General features: G+C 69.9%; 13 protein-coding genes and 1 pseudogene. 10 read left to right on the top strand and 4 right to left on the bottom strand.

Annotation, left to right across the window (positions count from 1 at the left end):
• Window positions 1–256 precede the first annotated feature (256 nt).
• Window positions 257–380: pseudogene (locus ABT288_RS27010) on the bottom strand (IS5/IS1182 family transposase); the annotation flags it as partial.
• Window positions 381–655: 275 nt separating this feature from the next.
• On the opposite strand from ABT288_RS27010, the gene ABT288_RS27005 reads away from it, so the two are divergent.
• The 4 genes from ABT288_RS27005 (at window position 656) to ABT288_RS26990 (ending at window position 4573) form a co-directional block, all read left to right on the top strand.
• The gene (locus ABT288_RS27005) at window positions 656–1096 is read left to right on the top strand and encodes a hypothetical protein (protein WP_351612701.1); all 441 of its coding nucleotides are present in this window, start codon (window positions 656–658) and stop codon (window positions 1094–1096) included.
• 9 nt (window positions 1097–1105) lie between these two features.
• Window positions 1106–2953, top strand: coding sequence for an alpha/beta hydrolase (locus ABT288_RS27000; RefSeq protein ID WP_351612698.1), 1848 nt, complete (start codon window positions 1106–1108; stop codon window positions 2951–2953).
• Window positions 2954–3037: 84 nt separating this feature from the next.
• A complete protein-coding gene (locus ABT288_RS26995) occupies window positions 3038–3568 on the top strand; it encodes a hypothetical protein (protein ID WP_351612696.1) in 531 nt (176 codons plus the stop codon).
• A gap of 246 nt (window positions 3569–3814) precedes the next feature.
• Window positions 3815–4573: a phytanoyl-CoA dioxygenase family protein gene (locus ABT288_RS26990; protein WP_351612693.1), complete on the top strand. Its 759-nt coding sequence runs from the start codon at window positions 3815–3817 to the stop codon at window positions 4571–4573.
• 51 nt (window positions 4574–4624) lie between these two features.
• Here the strand turns inward: ABT288_RS26990 and ku are convergent, their stop codons facing one another.
• On the bottom strand, window positions 4625–5665 hold the full coding sequence (gene ku, locus ABT288_RS26985) for a non-homologous end joining protein Ku (RefSeq protein WP_351612690.1): 1041 nt from the start codon (window positions 5663–5665) through the stop codon (window positions 4625–4627).
• A 98-nt stretch (window positions 5666–5763) separates the two neighbouring features.
• Between ku and ligD the strand changes: the two genes are divergently transcribed.
• Window positions 5764–6651, top strand: a complete 888-nt coding sequence (ligD, locus tag ABT288_RS26980; protein ID WP_351612688.1) for a non-homologous end-joining DNA ligase — start codon at window positions 5764–5766, stop codon at window positions 6649–6651.
• Between the two features lie 111 nt (window positions 6652–6762).
• Here ligD and ABT288_RS26975 read toward each other — a convergent pair whose 3' ends face one another.
• Entirely contained in the window at window positions 6763–7566 is an 804-nt protein-coding gene (locus ABT288_RS26975; protein WP_351612685.1) for a nuclease-related domain-containing protein, read from the bottom strand.
• A gap of 100 nt (window positions 7567–7666) precedes the next feature.
• Between ABT288_RS26975 and ABT288_RS26970 the strand changes: the two genes are divergently transcribed.
• The 5 genes from ABT288_RS26970 to ABT288_RS26950 all read left to right on the top strand — a co-directional run bounded on the left by ABT288_RS26970 (window position 7667) and on the right by ABT288_RS26950 (window position 13406).
• Window positions 7667–8176, top strand: coding sequence for a protein-tyrosine phosphatase family protein (locus ABT288_RS26970; RefSeq protein WP_351612682.1), 510 nt, complete (start codon window positions 7667–7669; stop codon window positions 8174–8176).
• 191 nt (window positions 8177–8367) lie between these two features.
• Window positions 8368–9132: a hypothetical protein gene (locus ABT288_RS26965; RefSeq protein WP_351612680.1), complete on the top strand. Its 765-nt coding sequence runs from the start codon at window positions 8368–8370 to the stop codon at window positions 9130–9132.
• Entirely contained in the window at window positions 9129–10379 is a 1251-nt protein-coding gene (locus ABT288_RS26960) for an ATP-binding protein (RefSeq protein ID WP_351612678.1), read from the top strand. Before ABT288_RS26965 ends, ABT288_RS26960 begins: the two co-directional genes overlap by 4 nt.
• Before the next feature lie 108 nt (window positions 10380–10487).
• Entirely contained in the window at window positions 10488–11867 is a 1380-nt protein-coding gene (locus ABT288_RS26955; RefSeq protein WP_351612675.1) for an FtsW/RodA/SpoVE family cell cycle protein, read from the top strand.
• A gap of 81 nt (window positions 11868–11948) precedes the next feature.
• Complete coding sequence (locus ABT288_RS26950) at window positions 11949–13406, top strand: penicillin-binding transpeptidase domain-containing protein (protein ID WP_351612761.1); 1458 nt, start codon at window positions 11949–11951, stop codon at window positions 13404–13406.
• A gap of 37 nt (window positions 13407–13443) precedes the next feature.
• Here ABT288_RS26950 and ABT288_RS26945 read toward each other — a convergent pair whose 3' ends face one another.
• Window positions 13444–14316, bottom strand: coding sequence for a hypothetical protein (locus ABT288_RS26945; RefSeq protein ID WP_351612757.1), 873 nt, complete (start codon window positions 14314–14316; stop codon window positions 13444–13446).
• Between the last annotated feature and the right edge of the window lie 337 nt (window positions 14317–14653).

The following is a 14653-nucleotide window of genomic DNA, read 5'->3' as shown; positions in this document are numbered from 1 at the left end:
CGGCGGATCAGCAACCTGCCCTCGGCGTCGCTGTAGTCGTCTTCTTTCCTCGTCGGCCTCCGGCAGCATTTCCTGAAACTCACCCGTGGTGAGGCCATGCCGTATCTGCCGAGCCACCTCCGCCATCTCAGTTGGTCGAGAGAGGAAGGCATTCATGACTTCGACATCGAGGGCGTTGCCGTTGGTCGGCTTTCCTGGGTAGTCCGGGTGCCGGGGCGTAATGCCGACCGTTTTGCGAGCTATATCGTCAGGAGACCACCAGGGCCCGCTGGGAGGGGCGGAGCTTGCATCGCCGGTCACCCTCGCGGGTGACAATCAGCATCGTTACCCACTCAACGAGGGCAATGCGTGAGGTCCAGTGCGCAAGGATGAGTGGCCAACAGGGCTCCCTTGCCGGGTGGTTGAGACGTCAGACATCTCGCCCAACAGCCGGGGGCCCTGCTCGTTACGGTCCAAAAGCCGTCACCCGATCGGTGGACAGGCCGAAGAGGTTCACTGAGGGCCCGACAGGCAACGCGGCCACGCTCGCCACACACATGAGTACGGATACTCAGCCGCCGTGGGGACTGACGCCGATGCGGTACGGCGACCTTCCGGCTACGGTGTGAGTCGATCACCGCACTGTGGCACTGCGGACACGGGGGAGGAAACACGCATGGCGTGGGACGAGTGGGAGCAGCTCAAAGCAGCCGCGGCCAACGGGGACGGTGCGCACATGCAGTTGAACCATGTGCCGTCGGACCCGGGAGGATCCGGCACTCTGGTGTCGAACAAGCCGGCCTGGTCCAAGGCAGGCCAGGCCGTCGGCTCGCTCAGCGGCTCCATCACCACGGCGCTCGGAAAGCTGACGGACGGGCAGAAGGGCTTTGTCGCGGAGAGCTGCTGCCAGACGTCCGGGGCTCAGAAGGAAGTCCACGACTCGTGGGATCGCTACGTCAAGGCTGTGAGCGGGCGCTGCGGCAGGCTTTCGGACCTGCTGGACAAAGTCGGCAATGACCAGTTGAAGACCGATGAGTCCGTCAAGGCCGAGATCGGCAACCTCAAGGTGGACTACGCGGATACGCCGGCGGTCGGCGGCCAGGACAAGGGGCGGTGACCAGAAGTCATGGACCTTGCAACCCTGAAGGCGCTCGACCCCAAAGAGTTTCTGGACGCGGCCGACGGATACCGCAGCACCAGTGACATGGCCGGCGCGGCCAAGGACCGCATCGAGAACGAGATCTCCGTGGCCATGAGGAACTCCCTCAGCAGCGAGGCCGCGACCGCGGCGATCGGCCAACTGTCGGAGCTGGGCAAGAACTTCCACTACATCCAGATCGAATGCGGACTGGTCAGTACGGCTCTCGAGGCGTTTTCGTACGAGATCGAAGCGGCCAAGAAGAAGCTTCAAGCGGCCATCGACGGCGCGCAGGCGGCGAAGCTCACCGTGAACGCCGACGGCTCGATCACCTATCCCGCGGGCGGGGAGAAGGATACGGACGGAAAGGTCCCCGGCGGCGGCACGGTCAGCGGCACGGCGGGCGGCCTGTTCGAGGGCATGGTCGCGGCAGTGAGTCGTCAGTCCGCCAACCTAGACCCCAATCCGAACCACCGCCTCGCCCTGGACTACGCGGATGAGATCGCCTGCGCCCTCAAGGAGGCGACGGAGTCCGACGAGAAGTGGGCGCCGAAGCTGCGGGCGCTGAAGGCGGACGACGATCTCACCGTCTCCGACAAGGACCTTGCCGACGCGTCCTCGGACACGAGTGGGGTGCGCGACGCGGGCAAGGAGTACCTCGACTCGCTGCCGCAACCGCCCAAGAACGGCAGACCGGCGGACAACGCGAAGTGGTGGAAGGGGCTCAGTCCGGAGCAGCAGGCCGCGTGGATCTCCATGCGTCCCGACTCGGTCGGCGCGCTCGACGGACTCCCTGCCACGGTTCGGGATGAGGCCAACCGGACAGTGCTCTCCGAGGCGCACGGTGTCGCACAGGTCAGATACGACGCCTGGTTGCAGGATCACCCTGAGCCTCCGCGGTACCAGGACCATATCAACATGCACACCGGGGTGAAGCAGGGGAAGGAGGAACTCCCGGCGTGGGAGGAATGGGAAGCCGAACGGGAGAAGATGCACAAGGGGATTGACGGCATGGACGCGATACAGAAGCGTTTCGACATGACGGGTGCTTCCGACGCGACGGGTGCCAACAATCTACCCCAGGCATACCTGCTGGGCTTCAGCGAGGCGGGAGACGGTCGCGCGATCATCGCCAACGGTAACCCGGACACCGCGGATCACCAGGCAGTCTATGTGCCGGGTACGACTTCAGATTTGGACAGCATCGGGGGGAACATCAACCGGATGACCAATCTCTGGCAGACAGCCCACACTGTATCTGATGGAAAATCCGTCTCCACCATCACCTGGCTCGGCTACGACGCACCTAACGACGTCGTAAAAGACGCGACTTTTACCCACTACGCATACGATGGCGCACCGGCCTTCGATAAATTCCTCGACGGACTCGACGCATCACATTCCGGCGATTCGGCACCGCACCGTACCGTGATCGGCCACTCGTACGGATCGAGCCTCGTGGGCGCCGCGGCCCAGACCGGGGATCTGCACGCCAACGACATCGTCTTCGCAGGCAGCCCCGGCGTGGAGGTTTCAAACGCCGATCAACTGGACGTCCCGAAGGGGCACGTGTGGAACGAGTACGCCGACGGGGACCCGGTTCCAGAGCTCGGCCGCATGATCCATGGCGGAGGTTTTGGGCGCGAAATTCCCGCCGATTCAAGCTTCGGCGCCAACCAGATGGCCACCGACACCGATGGGCACGGCGGTTACTGGAACGCGGGCTCCGAGAGCTTGAAAAACCAGGCCCTGGTAGTCGTCGGTAAATACGACGACGTGAAGGCGGCACCGGAGCCGACCAGGCCGTATACACCGCACACGGTGTGGGAAAAATAGGAACGCCCACATAGACGTGCTGGTACGCATGCGATGAAACGATGACCGCTCCACAGCCCAGCCCGACGGAATAAGGCTCCTGTCATGAAGGACAAGCTGAGCACTCTTGTGCTCGCCGTACCCCTTGCAGTCATTACTCTCACGGGATGCAGCATGTCTGACCAGAACTCCGATAAAACCAAGTTTTCCGGCACAAGCACCACAAAGGATGCCTCTGATGCGCTACTGAAAGTATCCAGCAGTATATATGAATTGATCGGCGTCAAGGGAAAAGCATCGGACGGCTCCACAGGGGTCCAGGAATGCCCAGGAAAGGACCCGAAAAAATATTTCCAGATCTTCCACCCGTGGAGTTTGCACCCAGCCTCGGCGAGTGACGTCGAAAAGGCAATGAAGAATCTTAGGGCGGAACTCCCGAAGCATGGCTGGAAGATCGTCGAGTACGGTCCGGACACCAGTAAGAACAAGAACATCAATCTGACTGCCGACAATGACGAGAAGAAGGCGGGCGTAAACGTCGTTCAGATGTTGAAGGACAACCCGCCGATGCTGAGCATCACCGTCGTGTCCGGCTGCTACAAGGTCCCGGACGGTCAGAAGGTCGAGTACTTCTGAGGGCGGCTGGTACGAGTGCCTCAACGGACATCTCTGACCTACGTAGAGTGACGGCGAGTCAAGCTGAGACTACGGCCGTTCCTGGGGGATCCACCGCAGACCCGAAACGTCAGCCGGTGACTGAAGGGCTCCCTCCGGGAGGCGACATGCGGCACTTCATGGCTGATGCCGTCGGCAGCACATCGGGGGCGCCGACTCACAATAATCCCTTCGCCGCCACGGCCGCCGTCGCTCTAGGGTGCTCGAGTGCTGAGCGACAGTCAGATGAACGAGTTCGCCGAGCGGGGCTTCGTCGTGGTTCCGCAGGTGGTGCAGGACGATCTTCTGGACCGGGCGGCCCGGCGGATCGATGAGGTCATCGCCGCCGATCCACCCGCCGCCGGCAAGCAGGGCAGCCACTTCTACTTTCTCCGGACCGAGGACGAGCCGGTGCTGATGGCGCCTTTGACCGGCAGCCCCGCCTTCGGTCTCGCCGAGGAACTGGCCGGGACCGGGACACTGGAGGTCCCCTGGCAGGTCCAGGTCGCGCTGAACATCCCGCCGTACTCGCACCGTCCCGGCCTTCCTCACATCGATGCCGGCAACCCGGAGCCGACCGGCGAGCCGGTCCGCGGCACGTTCACGCTCCTGGCCGGTGTCCTGATGTCCGACCAGCTCACGGAGAACTCCGGCAACCTCTGGGTCTGGCCGGGCACGCATCTCACCCACGCCGCATACTTCCGTGATCACGGCCCTCAGATGTTCTGTGCCTACCCGCCGATCGACCTGCCCGAGCCCGAGCAGATCAAGGGACGGGCGGGGGACCTGCTGCTCGCGCACTACCTCCTCGGGCACAACATCGGCGGCAACTACGCATCCGAGCAGACGCGACGTGCGCTGTACTTCCGGATCAGCGCTCTGGACCATGCCTCCCATCGGAACGAGTTCCTCCAGGACCCGTGGCTCGACTACGGGCCGCTCAGGTCACAGTCATCGACATCGTCCACGCCACCTGCATCTGGCTGACCACCGGAGAGATGGGTGATCTGGACCGACTGACCAGTTCCAGCCCGGTCCTCATGCCGTCCGCTTGCGGGATGCCGTCTTCTTCGCCGTCGTCTTCTTCGCCGTCGTCTTCTTCGCCGTCGTCTTCTTCGCCCCCTGAACCGTCTTGGACGCCGCCTTGGACGCCGTCTTGGACGTCGACTTGCGCGCCGGTTCCGGCTTCTTCGCGGTGGGCGTCTTCTTCGCCGTGGACGTGGACTTCTTGCCGCCCGCGGCCTTGGGGGCGGCCCGGCGTGGCAGGGGTCTGACCTCGGCCTCGGTCCCGGTGGGCTGTTCGCCGCGCGACTCGCGGGCCGCTCGCACGCTGTTCTCCAGTGCGGCCATCAGGTCCAGCACCTTGCCGCCGGCGGCCGGCTCCGGGGCCTGGGGTGGGGCCTCGCCGGAGGCCTTCGCGGCGATGACCTCCTCCAGGGCCTCCCGGTACTCGTCGTGCAGGTCTTCCAGGTCGACCTCGCCGAGGGTGTCCATCAGCGCGTCGGCGAGGTCGAGCTCCTTGTCGCGGATGGTGACGTGGGCGTCGGGGGCGACACCCTCGGGGGCGCGGACCTCGTCCGGCCAGAGCAGGCCGTGCATGGCGATGGCGTCGCCGACGACCCGGAGCATGCCCAGGCGTTCGCGGCCGCGCAGGGCGTACTTCGCGATGGCCACCTTGTTGCTGCGTTTCAGGGCCTCGCGGAGCAGGGTGTACGGCTTGGCCGCGGGGGCCCCGCCGGCCGCCAGGTAGTACGCCGCGCCCATCTGGAGCGGGTCGATCCGGTCGGTCGGCACGAAGGCCACGATCTCGATCGTGCGGGCGGTCGGGATCGGCAGGTGGGAGAGGTCGTCGTCGGTGATCGGGACGATCGTGCCGTCCGCGTCCTCGTACGCCTTGCCGATCTCGGCCTGGCTGACCTCGCGGTCCTCCAGCTCGCACACCTTGCGGTAGCGGATGCGGCCGTTGTCCTCGGTGTGGATCTGGCGGAAGGAGATCGAGTGGCTCTCCGTGGCGTTCACCAGCTTGATCGGGATGCTGACGAGCCCGAAGGAGATGGCGCCGTTCCATATGGATCGCACGTGCCGCACCCTTCCTCTGCCGATTGCGCAGGTTGACCGGTTCCGCCTGGTTCCCTGGGCTTCACGAGTTTCACCGGTATTTCTGGGATTGTCATCGTATGACGCCTATCACAGAGGTGGAGGGGCGGCGGGTCGCGCTCAGCAACCTGGAGAAGGTGCTGTATCCGGGGACCGGCTTCACCAAGGCGGAGCTGGTCCACTACTACGCGACCAGCGCCGACGTGCTGCTGCCGCACCTGCGCGACCGGGCCGTGTCCTTCCTGCGCTATCCGGACGGACCGGAGGGGCAGGTGTTCTTCACGAAGAACGTGCCTCCGGGTACGCCCGAGTGGGTCACCACCGCCGAGGTGCCGCGGTCCTCGGCGGACAGCCCGGCCCGGATGGTGGTCCTGCAGGATCTGGCGAGCCTGGTCTGGGCGGCGAACCTGGTCACCGAGTTCCACACCCATCAGTGGCTGGTGCAGACCCCGGACGAGGCCGACCGGCTGGTCTTCGACCTCGACCCGGGCGCACCCGCGACGATCGTCCACTGCTGCCAGGTGGCCCTGTGGCTGCGCGAGCGGCTCGCGGCGGACGGCATCGAGGCGTACCCGAAGACGGCCGGCTCGAAGGGGCTGCACCTGCTGGCCTCCGTCCGGGGCTCGTCCTCCGAGCGGACGAGCGAGTACGCGAAGGCGCTGGCCGTGGAGGCCGAGCGGGCGATGCCGCGGCTGGTGGTGCACCGGATGACGAAGAGCCTCAGGCCGGGGAAGGTGTTCGTCGACTGGAGCCAGAACGCGGCCCGCAAGACCACGGCCACGCCGTACACCCTGCGCGCCCGCCCGGCCCCGCTCGTCTCCGCACCGGTGACCTGGGAGGAGGTCGCCGGCTGCCGGAGCCCTGGTCAGCTGGAGTTCCTGGCCGGCGACATCGCGGCGCGGCTGCAGGACCTCGGGGATCTCATGGCCGGACTGCTGGATCCGGAAACAGCCCCGCCGCTCCCCTGATTCGCGCCCCTTCCCTGCTCCACGCCGCTCCCCTGATCCGCACCCCTCCCCTCATCCGCGCCCCTCCCCTGATCCCCTGATCCGCACCCCTCCCCTGATCAACGCCTTCGCCTACACCCTCCCCCACGTGTTCCGGTCCCGCGCCATCCCGTGCAGCGCCTCCACGTCCGCCGGTTTCAGTACCCCGCCCAGCCGGGCCAGACCCGTCAGCTCGGTGTCCTGCAGGATGCGTACCGAGCGCGGCGGGGCGGTCACCGTCACCTCGGCCGGACCCGCCAGGGCCAGTACCGGGCGGACCTCGGCGGTCAGGGCGTAGGAGGCCCGGTCGGCGACGGAGCGCAGCCGGCGCAGCAGCGGCTCGGCCTCGCGGCGGCCGACGGTGACCATCGGGTCGGCGACCTGGACCCGGGCCTTACGGGCGTACAGGGCGTGTACGGCGAACACGCCGCCGGGGCCGAGGAGCAGATGGTGGATGCGGTCGCCGCCGGGCAGGGATATGGAGTGCAGGGTGTGCCAGCCGGCGCCCTCCAGGCTGTCCAGGGCCGCTCCGACGGTCTCCTCGGCCGTCAGGGCGCGCCGGCGCGGGTCGGGGCGCAGGCGGCGGGCGGGGCCGGGGTCGCGGTCGAGGGCGACGAGCAGGGCCTCGCCGGGGCGGTTGGGGGCCAGGTCGTCGTCGGGGTGCAGGGTCAGCCGGGCGAGTTCCGCAGGGGTCGGGACCGGCGGCGGGCCCACGGTGACCGGGCCGGTCAGGAACGGTTTCAGGGCGTCCAGTACGTCGTCCCTGGCGTCCTGGCCGAGCAGGTTGACCCGGCCCGTCTCACGGTCGTACCAGGCGACATTGCTTCCGTCCGGGCGGCAGACGTACAGCCGTTCCCGGCCGTGCCGATAGGCCGGCACCACGCGCAGTGCGCTCATGCGCCATCACCCCTCGACCATGGGAACAGGAGGGGTGCTCCCGGGGCAAGACCGGTTACGGTGGAGGGCGGCCCCGCGAGGGGGAGTTGGGGAGGCGCCGTTGCGGAACCGCGGAAAGCAGCCCGACGTACCGGTTCCGGAGAGCCCGTGGAACGAGATCGTGCCCGGCCTGTGGATGGGCGGGCACGAGTTCCGGGGCCGCTCGGGACGGCCGGAGCTCGCCGTCGTACATGATGAGTTCGATGTGGTGCAGACGCTGCTGCGGCTGCCGGGGTACGGCCCCGATCCGGCGGTCGAGCACCATGTGTGGCCGATACCGGACGGCCCGCTGGACGGCACGCAGCTCGCCGGGGTGATCCGGCTGGCCCGGGCGGCGAACGAGGCGCTCGACGCCGGGCGCCGGGTCCTCGTGCGCTGTTACCACGGGTACAACCGCTCGGGTCTGGTCGTCGCGCACGCGCTGGCCCAGCGCGGGCATGCCCCGCCCGACGAGGTGATCCGGCTGATCCGGGCCCGGCGCTCGGCGTGGGCGCTGCACAACGAGCTGTTCGTGGAGTACCTGCGCGCGGGCCTGGCGACGGTGCGGCTGCTGGAGGAGCTGGCCGAGTAGCCCTGACGCCCGTGGAGGACCGCGGAGGACCGGGGAGGAGCCTCTCTGGGCAGGCCGAGAGGCCCCGAGTAGCCTCTCCTCCAGCGTCACTCCCATGGCTGCAAAAAGTACTTACATGGGAATTTACTCGTCTACGCATAGGGTGTACGGGGCCCGAGCGACCCCAGTGACCCCGACACCCCAGGAGCACCGTGCCAGCCCGCCGTCCCGCGCGCACCGCCCTCACCGCGGCCGCCGTCGCCCTGCTGTCGGTGACGGCGGTGGCCTGTGGGGACGCCGGCGGGCTGCGGAGCGCGGGCGCCACTCCGGCCGCCGTCAGCCCCGCCAAGCTCTGGCCGGACCTGCGCCCGGCGTCCAGCCCGGCGTACCCCTACGACGTGGCGACCAGGGAGGTCGTCAAGGGCATCACGGTCCCCGGCGACGACATCCGCAAGGTGGACCCGGTGGACGTGGTCGAGGCCGAGGTGAAGGCGCATCCGGACGACTACGGTTCGAAGGGGGCGTACCACGCGACCGTGGACCGGCTGAAGGACTGCCGGGCCGGCGGCGACCGGGCCCGCTGCCCGCTGCTGAAGCCGTACTACCGGGATCTCACCGGCGACGGCCGGGACGACATGACGCTGGGTTTCCGGCTCTACCCGACCAACCAGACGGGCGTGCGGGTCTACACCGTCGAGAAGCACAAGCTGGTGCAGGTGCTGGCCGACAACGACGCGATCCTCGGCGTGGAGCTGGCCGGCCGGTCACTGATCGAGCGTTCGCCGGCCGACATCTCCGGCTACGAGTACCGCACGACCTGGGTGTGGGACCCGGGGCAGCGCGCGATGGTGTTCTCCCGCGACGAGTACCTGCACACCGGAAACGGCCGGCACGCCCAGAAGCCTTCGCCCACGCCCTCGCCCAGGCCCACGCTCTCTCCCTCTCCGTCCACCTCCTCCTCGGCGGGCGCGCGGTGAGGCTCGCGCTGCCCCGCTGGGCCGGGCCGCTCGCCGTGAAGGCGGCCGTGTTCATCACGGTCATGTGCTGTGCCCTGGCCGCGCTGCTCGGCGTCCTGGTGCACGTCTCGGTGACCAACCAGACCGTCGGCCAGGCCCGCGGCAGGGCCCTGTCCCGCCTCGCGGACGCCACCGCGGCGTACGAGGCCGGGGACACGCTGATGCCGAACGCCGGGGTGGACCCCCCGGGGCTGCCCGCGCCGCTGCGCGCCCTGGCGGCGGCCGGCGCGCGCGGCACCATGGTCTCCCAGCACGACGGACGCCCGACCATGTGGGCGGCGGGCCCGGTGGCCGGGCACCGGGCGCTCGCCGTGGCGGTCGACTATTCGCAGCAGTCCCGCACCATCAGCGGGCTGGACAACTCGATCCTGTGGTCGTCGGTGCTCGCGATCGGGGCGACGGTGCTGGTCGGCGTGTTCGGGGTGACCCGGGTGACCCGGCGGCTGCACGGCACGGCCCGGGTGGCCCGGCGGATCAGCGCGGGCGACCTGGACGCGCGCGTCGAGGACCCCCGTACGAAGGATCCGTCCCGTCCGCAGGACGAGGTGGCCGCGGTGGCGGCGGCGCTGGACTCCATGGCGTCGAGCCTGCAGAGCAAGCTGCTGAGCGAGCAGCGGTTCACCGCGGACGTGGCGCACGAGCTGCGCACCCCGCTGACCGGGCTGCACGCGGCGGCGGAGCTGCTGCCCCCGGGGCGGCCGACGGAGCTGGTGCGGGACCGGGTGGCGGCGCTGCGCACCCTCACCGAGGACCTGCTGGAGATCTCCCGGCTGGACACCGGGCGGGAGAAGCCGGCGGTGGACACCGAGGACCTGGCGGCGCTGGCCCAGCGGGTGGTACGGGCCTCGGGCACCGACACGGAGGTACGCGTCCTGGCCGACGCCCGGGTGGAGACCGACCGGCGGCGGCTGGAGCGGGTGCTGGGGAATCTCGTGGCGAACGCGCACAAGCACGGGCGGGCGCCGGTGGTGCTCACCGTGAACGGCGCGGTGGTGACCGTACGGGATCACGGGGAGGGGTATCCCGAGTACCTGGTGGCTCATGGGCCGCAGCGGTTCCGTACGGAGGGCGGGGCGACCGGGCACGGGCTGGGGCTGACCATCGCCATGGGGCAGGCGGAGGTGCTGGGGGCGCGGCTGTTCTTCGCCAACGCGGTGGACGGCGGGGCCGTCGCCACGCTGGTCCTGCCCGCGGTGGCGAGGCGGTAGAGAGCCCGGGGCCACCGGTGGTCCGCCGGGTGCGGGTCGTTCGTGGTTTCTCCCGTGGTTCCCCGCGCGCCTTTGGGGCGCACTGCCCGGTTTGGGTAGGTTCCGGGCATGACCAAGGCCGGAACCACCGGAACCACCGGAACCACCGTGGCGGCGGCGCGGACTTCCGCGGCCGTCGTACGTCTCCCCCGGCGCCGCGGCATCGAACTCGCCCTGATCGTGCTGGCCGTCCTGCTGTCGGTGTACGGCTACTGCGCGGTGGGGCTGGCGCGGACCGGTACGGTTCCGCCGGGGGCCGTCGGTTACGGCGCCGGGCTCGGTGTGCTCGCGCTGTCGGCGCACATCGCGGTGCGCATCCGGGCGCCGTACGCCGACCCGCTGTTCCTGCCGATCGGTGTGCTGCTCAACGGGCTCGGGCTGGTCCTGATCTACCGGCTGGACCGGGAGACCCCGCACGACCAGGCGGCCCCGGCCCAGCTCGTGTGGTCCACGCTCGGCATCGGGCTGTTCATCGGGGTGGTGCTGGTGCTGCGCGACCACCGGGCGCTCCAGCGGTACGCGTATGTGTGCGTGGCCGCCGCGCTCGGGCTGCTCGCGCTGCCGATCCTGTTCCCGGCGGTCAACGGCGCCCGGATCTGGATCCGGATCGCCGGATTCTCCATCCAGCCGGGCGAGTTCGCGAAGGTGCTGCTCGCGGTGTTCTTCGCCGCCTACCTGGCCGACAACCGCAACGCGCTCGCGTACTCGGGCCGCCGGCTGTGGCGGCTGCAGTTCCCGACCGGGCGGGTGCTCGGGCCGATCGTGACGATCTGGCTGCTGAGCGTCGGGGTGCTGGTCCTGGAACGGGATCTGGGCACCTCGCTGCTGTTCTTCGGACTGTTCGTGGTGCTGCTGTACGTCGCCACGGGGCGGACCGGCTGGATCGCGGTCGGCCTGCTGCTCGCCGTCCTCGGTGCGGTGGCCGTCGGGCGGATGGAGCCGCATGTGAACCAGCGGATCGAGGACTGGCTGCATCCCTTCGCCACCATCGAGGCCGGGCGGGGACCGAACCAGCTCTCCCAGTCGCTGTTCGCCTTCGCCGCCGGCGGGATGCTCGGCACCGGGCTCGGGCTCGGGCACTCGGTCCTCATCGGCTTCGCCGTCAAGTCGGACTTCATCCTGGCCACGGCGGGCGAGGAACTGGGGCTCGCGGGGCTCGCGGCGATCTTCCTGCTGTACGCGCTGCTGGTGGAGCGCGGCTACCGGGCGGGCCTCGCCCTGCGCGAGCCCTTCGGCCGGCTGCTCGCGGTCGGGCTGGCGTCGATCCTGGCGCTGCAGGTGTTCGTGATCGCGGGCGGGGTCACCGGGCTGATCCCGCTGACCGGCATGGCGATGCCGTTCCTCGCCCAGGGCGGCTCCTCGGTGGTCACCAACTGGACGATCGTGGCGCTGCTGATCCGGGTGAGCGACTCGGCGCGCAGCCAGTACGACGGGCGGGAGGCACCGTGAGCGAGTACGCCGTAGAGGAGGCACCGTGAGCGAGTACGCCGTAGAGGAGGCACCGTGAGCGACTACGGCGGTGGGCGGCCGATGGCGCGCTACATCCGGCACGCCTGCGCGTTCTGCGCGCTGCTGCTGGCGGCGCTGCTGGTCAACGCGGCCCGCGTGCAGGTGGTGCAGTCCCGGGTCTACGACGACAACCCCGCCAACCGGCGCGCCGAGATCGCCCGTTACGGCCATCCGCGCGGCGACATCGTGGTCGGCGACGAGCCGGTCACCGGCTCCGTGGACACCGGCGAGCAGCTGCGCTACGAACGCACCTACAAGAACGGCCCGTTGTACGCGCCGGTGACCGGCTTCGCCTCGCAGTCGTACGGCACCACGTTCCTGGAGCACGCCGGGGACGGGGTGCTCTCCGGCACGGACCCGCTGCTGTGGCCGCTGCCGCTGTGGAACGACATGACGCGCCGGCCCGGTCCGGCCGGGAACGTCGTGACCACGCTGAACCGGCGCGCGCAGGAGGCGGCGTACCGGGGGCTGGCCGGGCGCAAGGGCGCGGTGGCCGCGATCGAGCCGACCACGGGCCGCGTCCTGGCGCTGGTGTCGAGTCCGTCGTACGACCCCGGGGTGCTGTCGGGCAACGGCGAGGCGGTGACCTCGGCGTGGGCGCGGCTCAACCACGACCCGGAGAAGCCGATGCTCAACCGGGCGGTGCGGCAGACCTATCCGCCGGGGTCGACGTTCAAGGTCGTCACCGCGGCGGCGGCGCTGGACGCGGGGGCGGTCACCGACGTGGACGCGCACACCCACTCCCCCGACCCCTACTGGCTGCCCGGCACCAGGACGCGGCTGACCAACGAGGCCGACGGCTGCCGGGACGCCTCGCTGCGGTCGGCCTTCGAGTGGTCCTGCAACACGGTGTTCGCCAAGCTCGGTGTGGACGTCGGGGTGAAGGGCATGGCGGCCACGGCGGGGGCGTTCGGGTTCAACGACACCGGGCTGCGGATCCCCTTCTCCGTCGCGCCCAGCACCTTCGACCCGCACGTGGACCGGGCTCAGCTGGCGCTGGCCTCGATCGGGCAGTACAACACGCGGGCCACTCCGCTGCAGATGGCGATGGTCGCGGCGGCCGTCGCGGACCGCGGGCAGCTGTGGTCGCCGTACCTGGTGGAGCGGACGACCCGGCGCAACGGCGAGACGGTGGCGGGGAACGGGGCGCATCCGGTGCGGCAGGTGATCAACCCCTCGACGGCCGAACGGCTGAAGGAGCTGATGGCCGACGTGGTCCGGGAGGGCACCGGAACCCGGGCGGCCATCCCCGGCGCCCTGGTCGGCGGCAAGACCGGCACCGCGCAGCACGGGGTCGGCAACGCGGGTGTGCCGTACGCCTGGTTCGTCTCCTGGGCGCAGGCCGACAACTCCCTGGACCCGCAGGTGGCGGTCGCGGTGGTGGTGGAGGACGCCTCGGCGAACCGGGGCGAGATCAGCGGCGGCGGGAACGCGGCACCGATCGCGCGGGACGTGATGCGGGCGGTGCTCGGCCGGTGAGCACCGCCCGCGTCGCGTCCTGAACGGAGTGCGGAGGTCAGCCGATCGGCTTGACCGCCTCGGAACGGACCTTGAGGGTGTCCTTCGCGGCCGCCTCCAGGTCGATGTCCGACGGGCTCTGCGACGCGAGCGGCGTCACGGTGGCGACCGTGGCGCCCGTGTTGCCGTCGGCCCAGGCGCACATGGGAACGGTGAACTTCGTGCCCACCTGCTCCTGCGTCACGACCTCGCAGCTGATCGTCACGCCGCTCAGGTCGAAGTCCTTCGCGGGCACGGCGACCTTGCCGTTGGCGCCCTCGGCGGCGCCCGTCATCATGTTCCTGCGGGCCGCGTCGGTGTTCTTGAACCGGCCGTACATGCCCGAGACCACCAGAGTGCCCTTGGTCGCGTCGCCGTCCACGTTGTACGTGCCGACCACACCGTGCAGGTCCTTGGCGTCCCAGGCCCCGTGGGCCTCGTCCTCGATCTTCTTGCCCTCGGAGCCGGAGAGGTCCTGGGCCAGCCGGTACTTCCCGTCGAGCAGCGTCTGGGGCAGCGTGAGCTTGTTCTTCGCCTCGGGGAAGCCGCTCTCGACCGCCATCCCGATCAGGACGAGCACCACGACGACCGCCACGACGACGCCGCCCACGATGCCGAGGATCAGCCCGACCCGCCGCTTCCTCGGCAGCGGGGCCATGGGCGGCGCGCCCCAGCCCGGGTACGGCTGCTGGGCGTAGGGCTGCTGGGGCGGGTACGGCTGCTGCGGCGGGTACGGGGAGCCGTACGGGCCGGGGGCGGCCTGCGGGGGCTGCGGGCCGTACGGACCGGGGGCGGCGGCCTGCGGGGGCGGGCCGTACGGGTTCGGCGGCTGCTGGGGGCCGGCGGGGTACGACGGGCCGTTCGGGTACGGCTGCTGCGGGGGCGGAGGCATGGACACGCCAGCACGCTACTGCACAGGGGTGAACGCCCCGGCAGCCACCTCATCCCTCCACCGCCCCACCAGTTCACCCACCTCAGCCATCCGCCCGGCGAGCCGGGGGGCGTGCGGGGCTGGGGGCCGGCGGAAGGGAGGGGGGTGGCTGGGGCCCGGCCGAAAGGCGTGGGGCGGCCGGGCGTCGGGCGAACGGCGTGGGGCGGCTGCAGCAAAACCGAGAGGCGTGGGGCTGCTGGGCGTCGGGCGGACGGCGTGGGGCGGCTACGGTCCAACCGAAAGGCGTGGGGTTGCCGGGCGTCGGGCGAACGGGGTGGGCCCCGGCCTACCGCCGCCT

It is taken from the genome of Streptomyces sp. NPDC001093 (assembly GCF_040298985.1).
In the GTDB taxonomy this organism is placed as follows: Bacteria; Actinomycetota; Actinomycetes; order Streptomycetales; family Streptomycetaceae; genus Streptomyces.
This window is presented reverse-complemented; position numbering and strand designations above follow the sequence as displayed.

What these genes read in the sequence shown, in the direction of transcription:
- ABT288_RS27005 (WP_351612701.1), top strand. Translation starts at nt 656, where the DNA reads ATGGCGTGGGACGAGTGGGAGCAGCTCAAAGCAGCCGCGGCCAACGGG.
- ABT288_RS27000 (WP_351612698.1), top strand. Translation starts at nt 1,106, where the DNA reads ATGGACCTTGCAACCCTGAAGGCGCTCGACCCCAAAGAGTTTCTGGAC.
- ABT288_RS26995 (WP_351612696.1), top strand. Translation starts at nt 3,038, where the DNA reads ATGAAGGACAAGCTGAGCACTCTTGTGCTCGCCGTACCCCTTGCAGTC.
- ligD (WP_351612688.1), top strand. Translation starts at nt 5,764, where the DNA reads ATGACGCCTATCACAGAGGTGGAGGGGCGGCGGGTCGCGCTCAGCAAC.
- ABT288_RS26975 (WP_351612685.1), bottom strand. Translation starts at nt 7,566, where the DNA reads ATGAGCGCACTGCGCGTGGTGCCGGCCTATCGGCACGGCCGGGAACGG.
- ABT288_RS26955 (WP_351612675.1), top strand. Translation starts at nt 10,488, where the DNA reads ATGACCAAGGCCGGAACCACCGGAACCACCGGAACCACCGTGGCGGCG.
- ABT288_RS26950 (WP_351612761.1), top strand. Translation starts at nt 11,949, where the DNA reads ATGGCGCGCTACATCCGGCACGCCTGCGCGTTCTGCGCGCTGCTGCTG.
- ABT288_RS26945 (WP_351612757.1), bottom strand. Translation starts at nt 14,316, where the DNA reads ATGCCTCCGCCCCCGCAGCAGCCGTACCCGAACGGCCCGTCGTACCCC.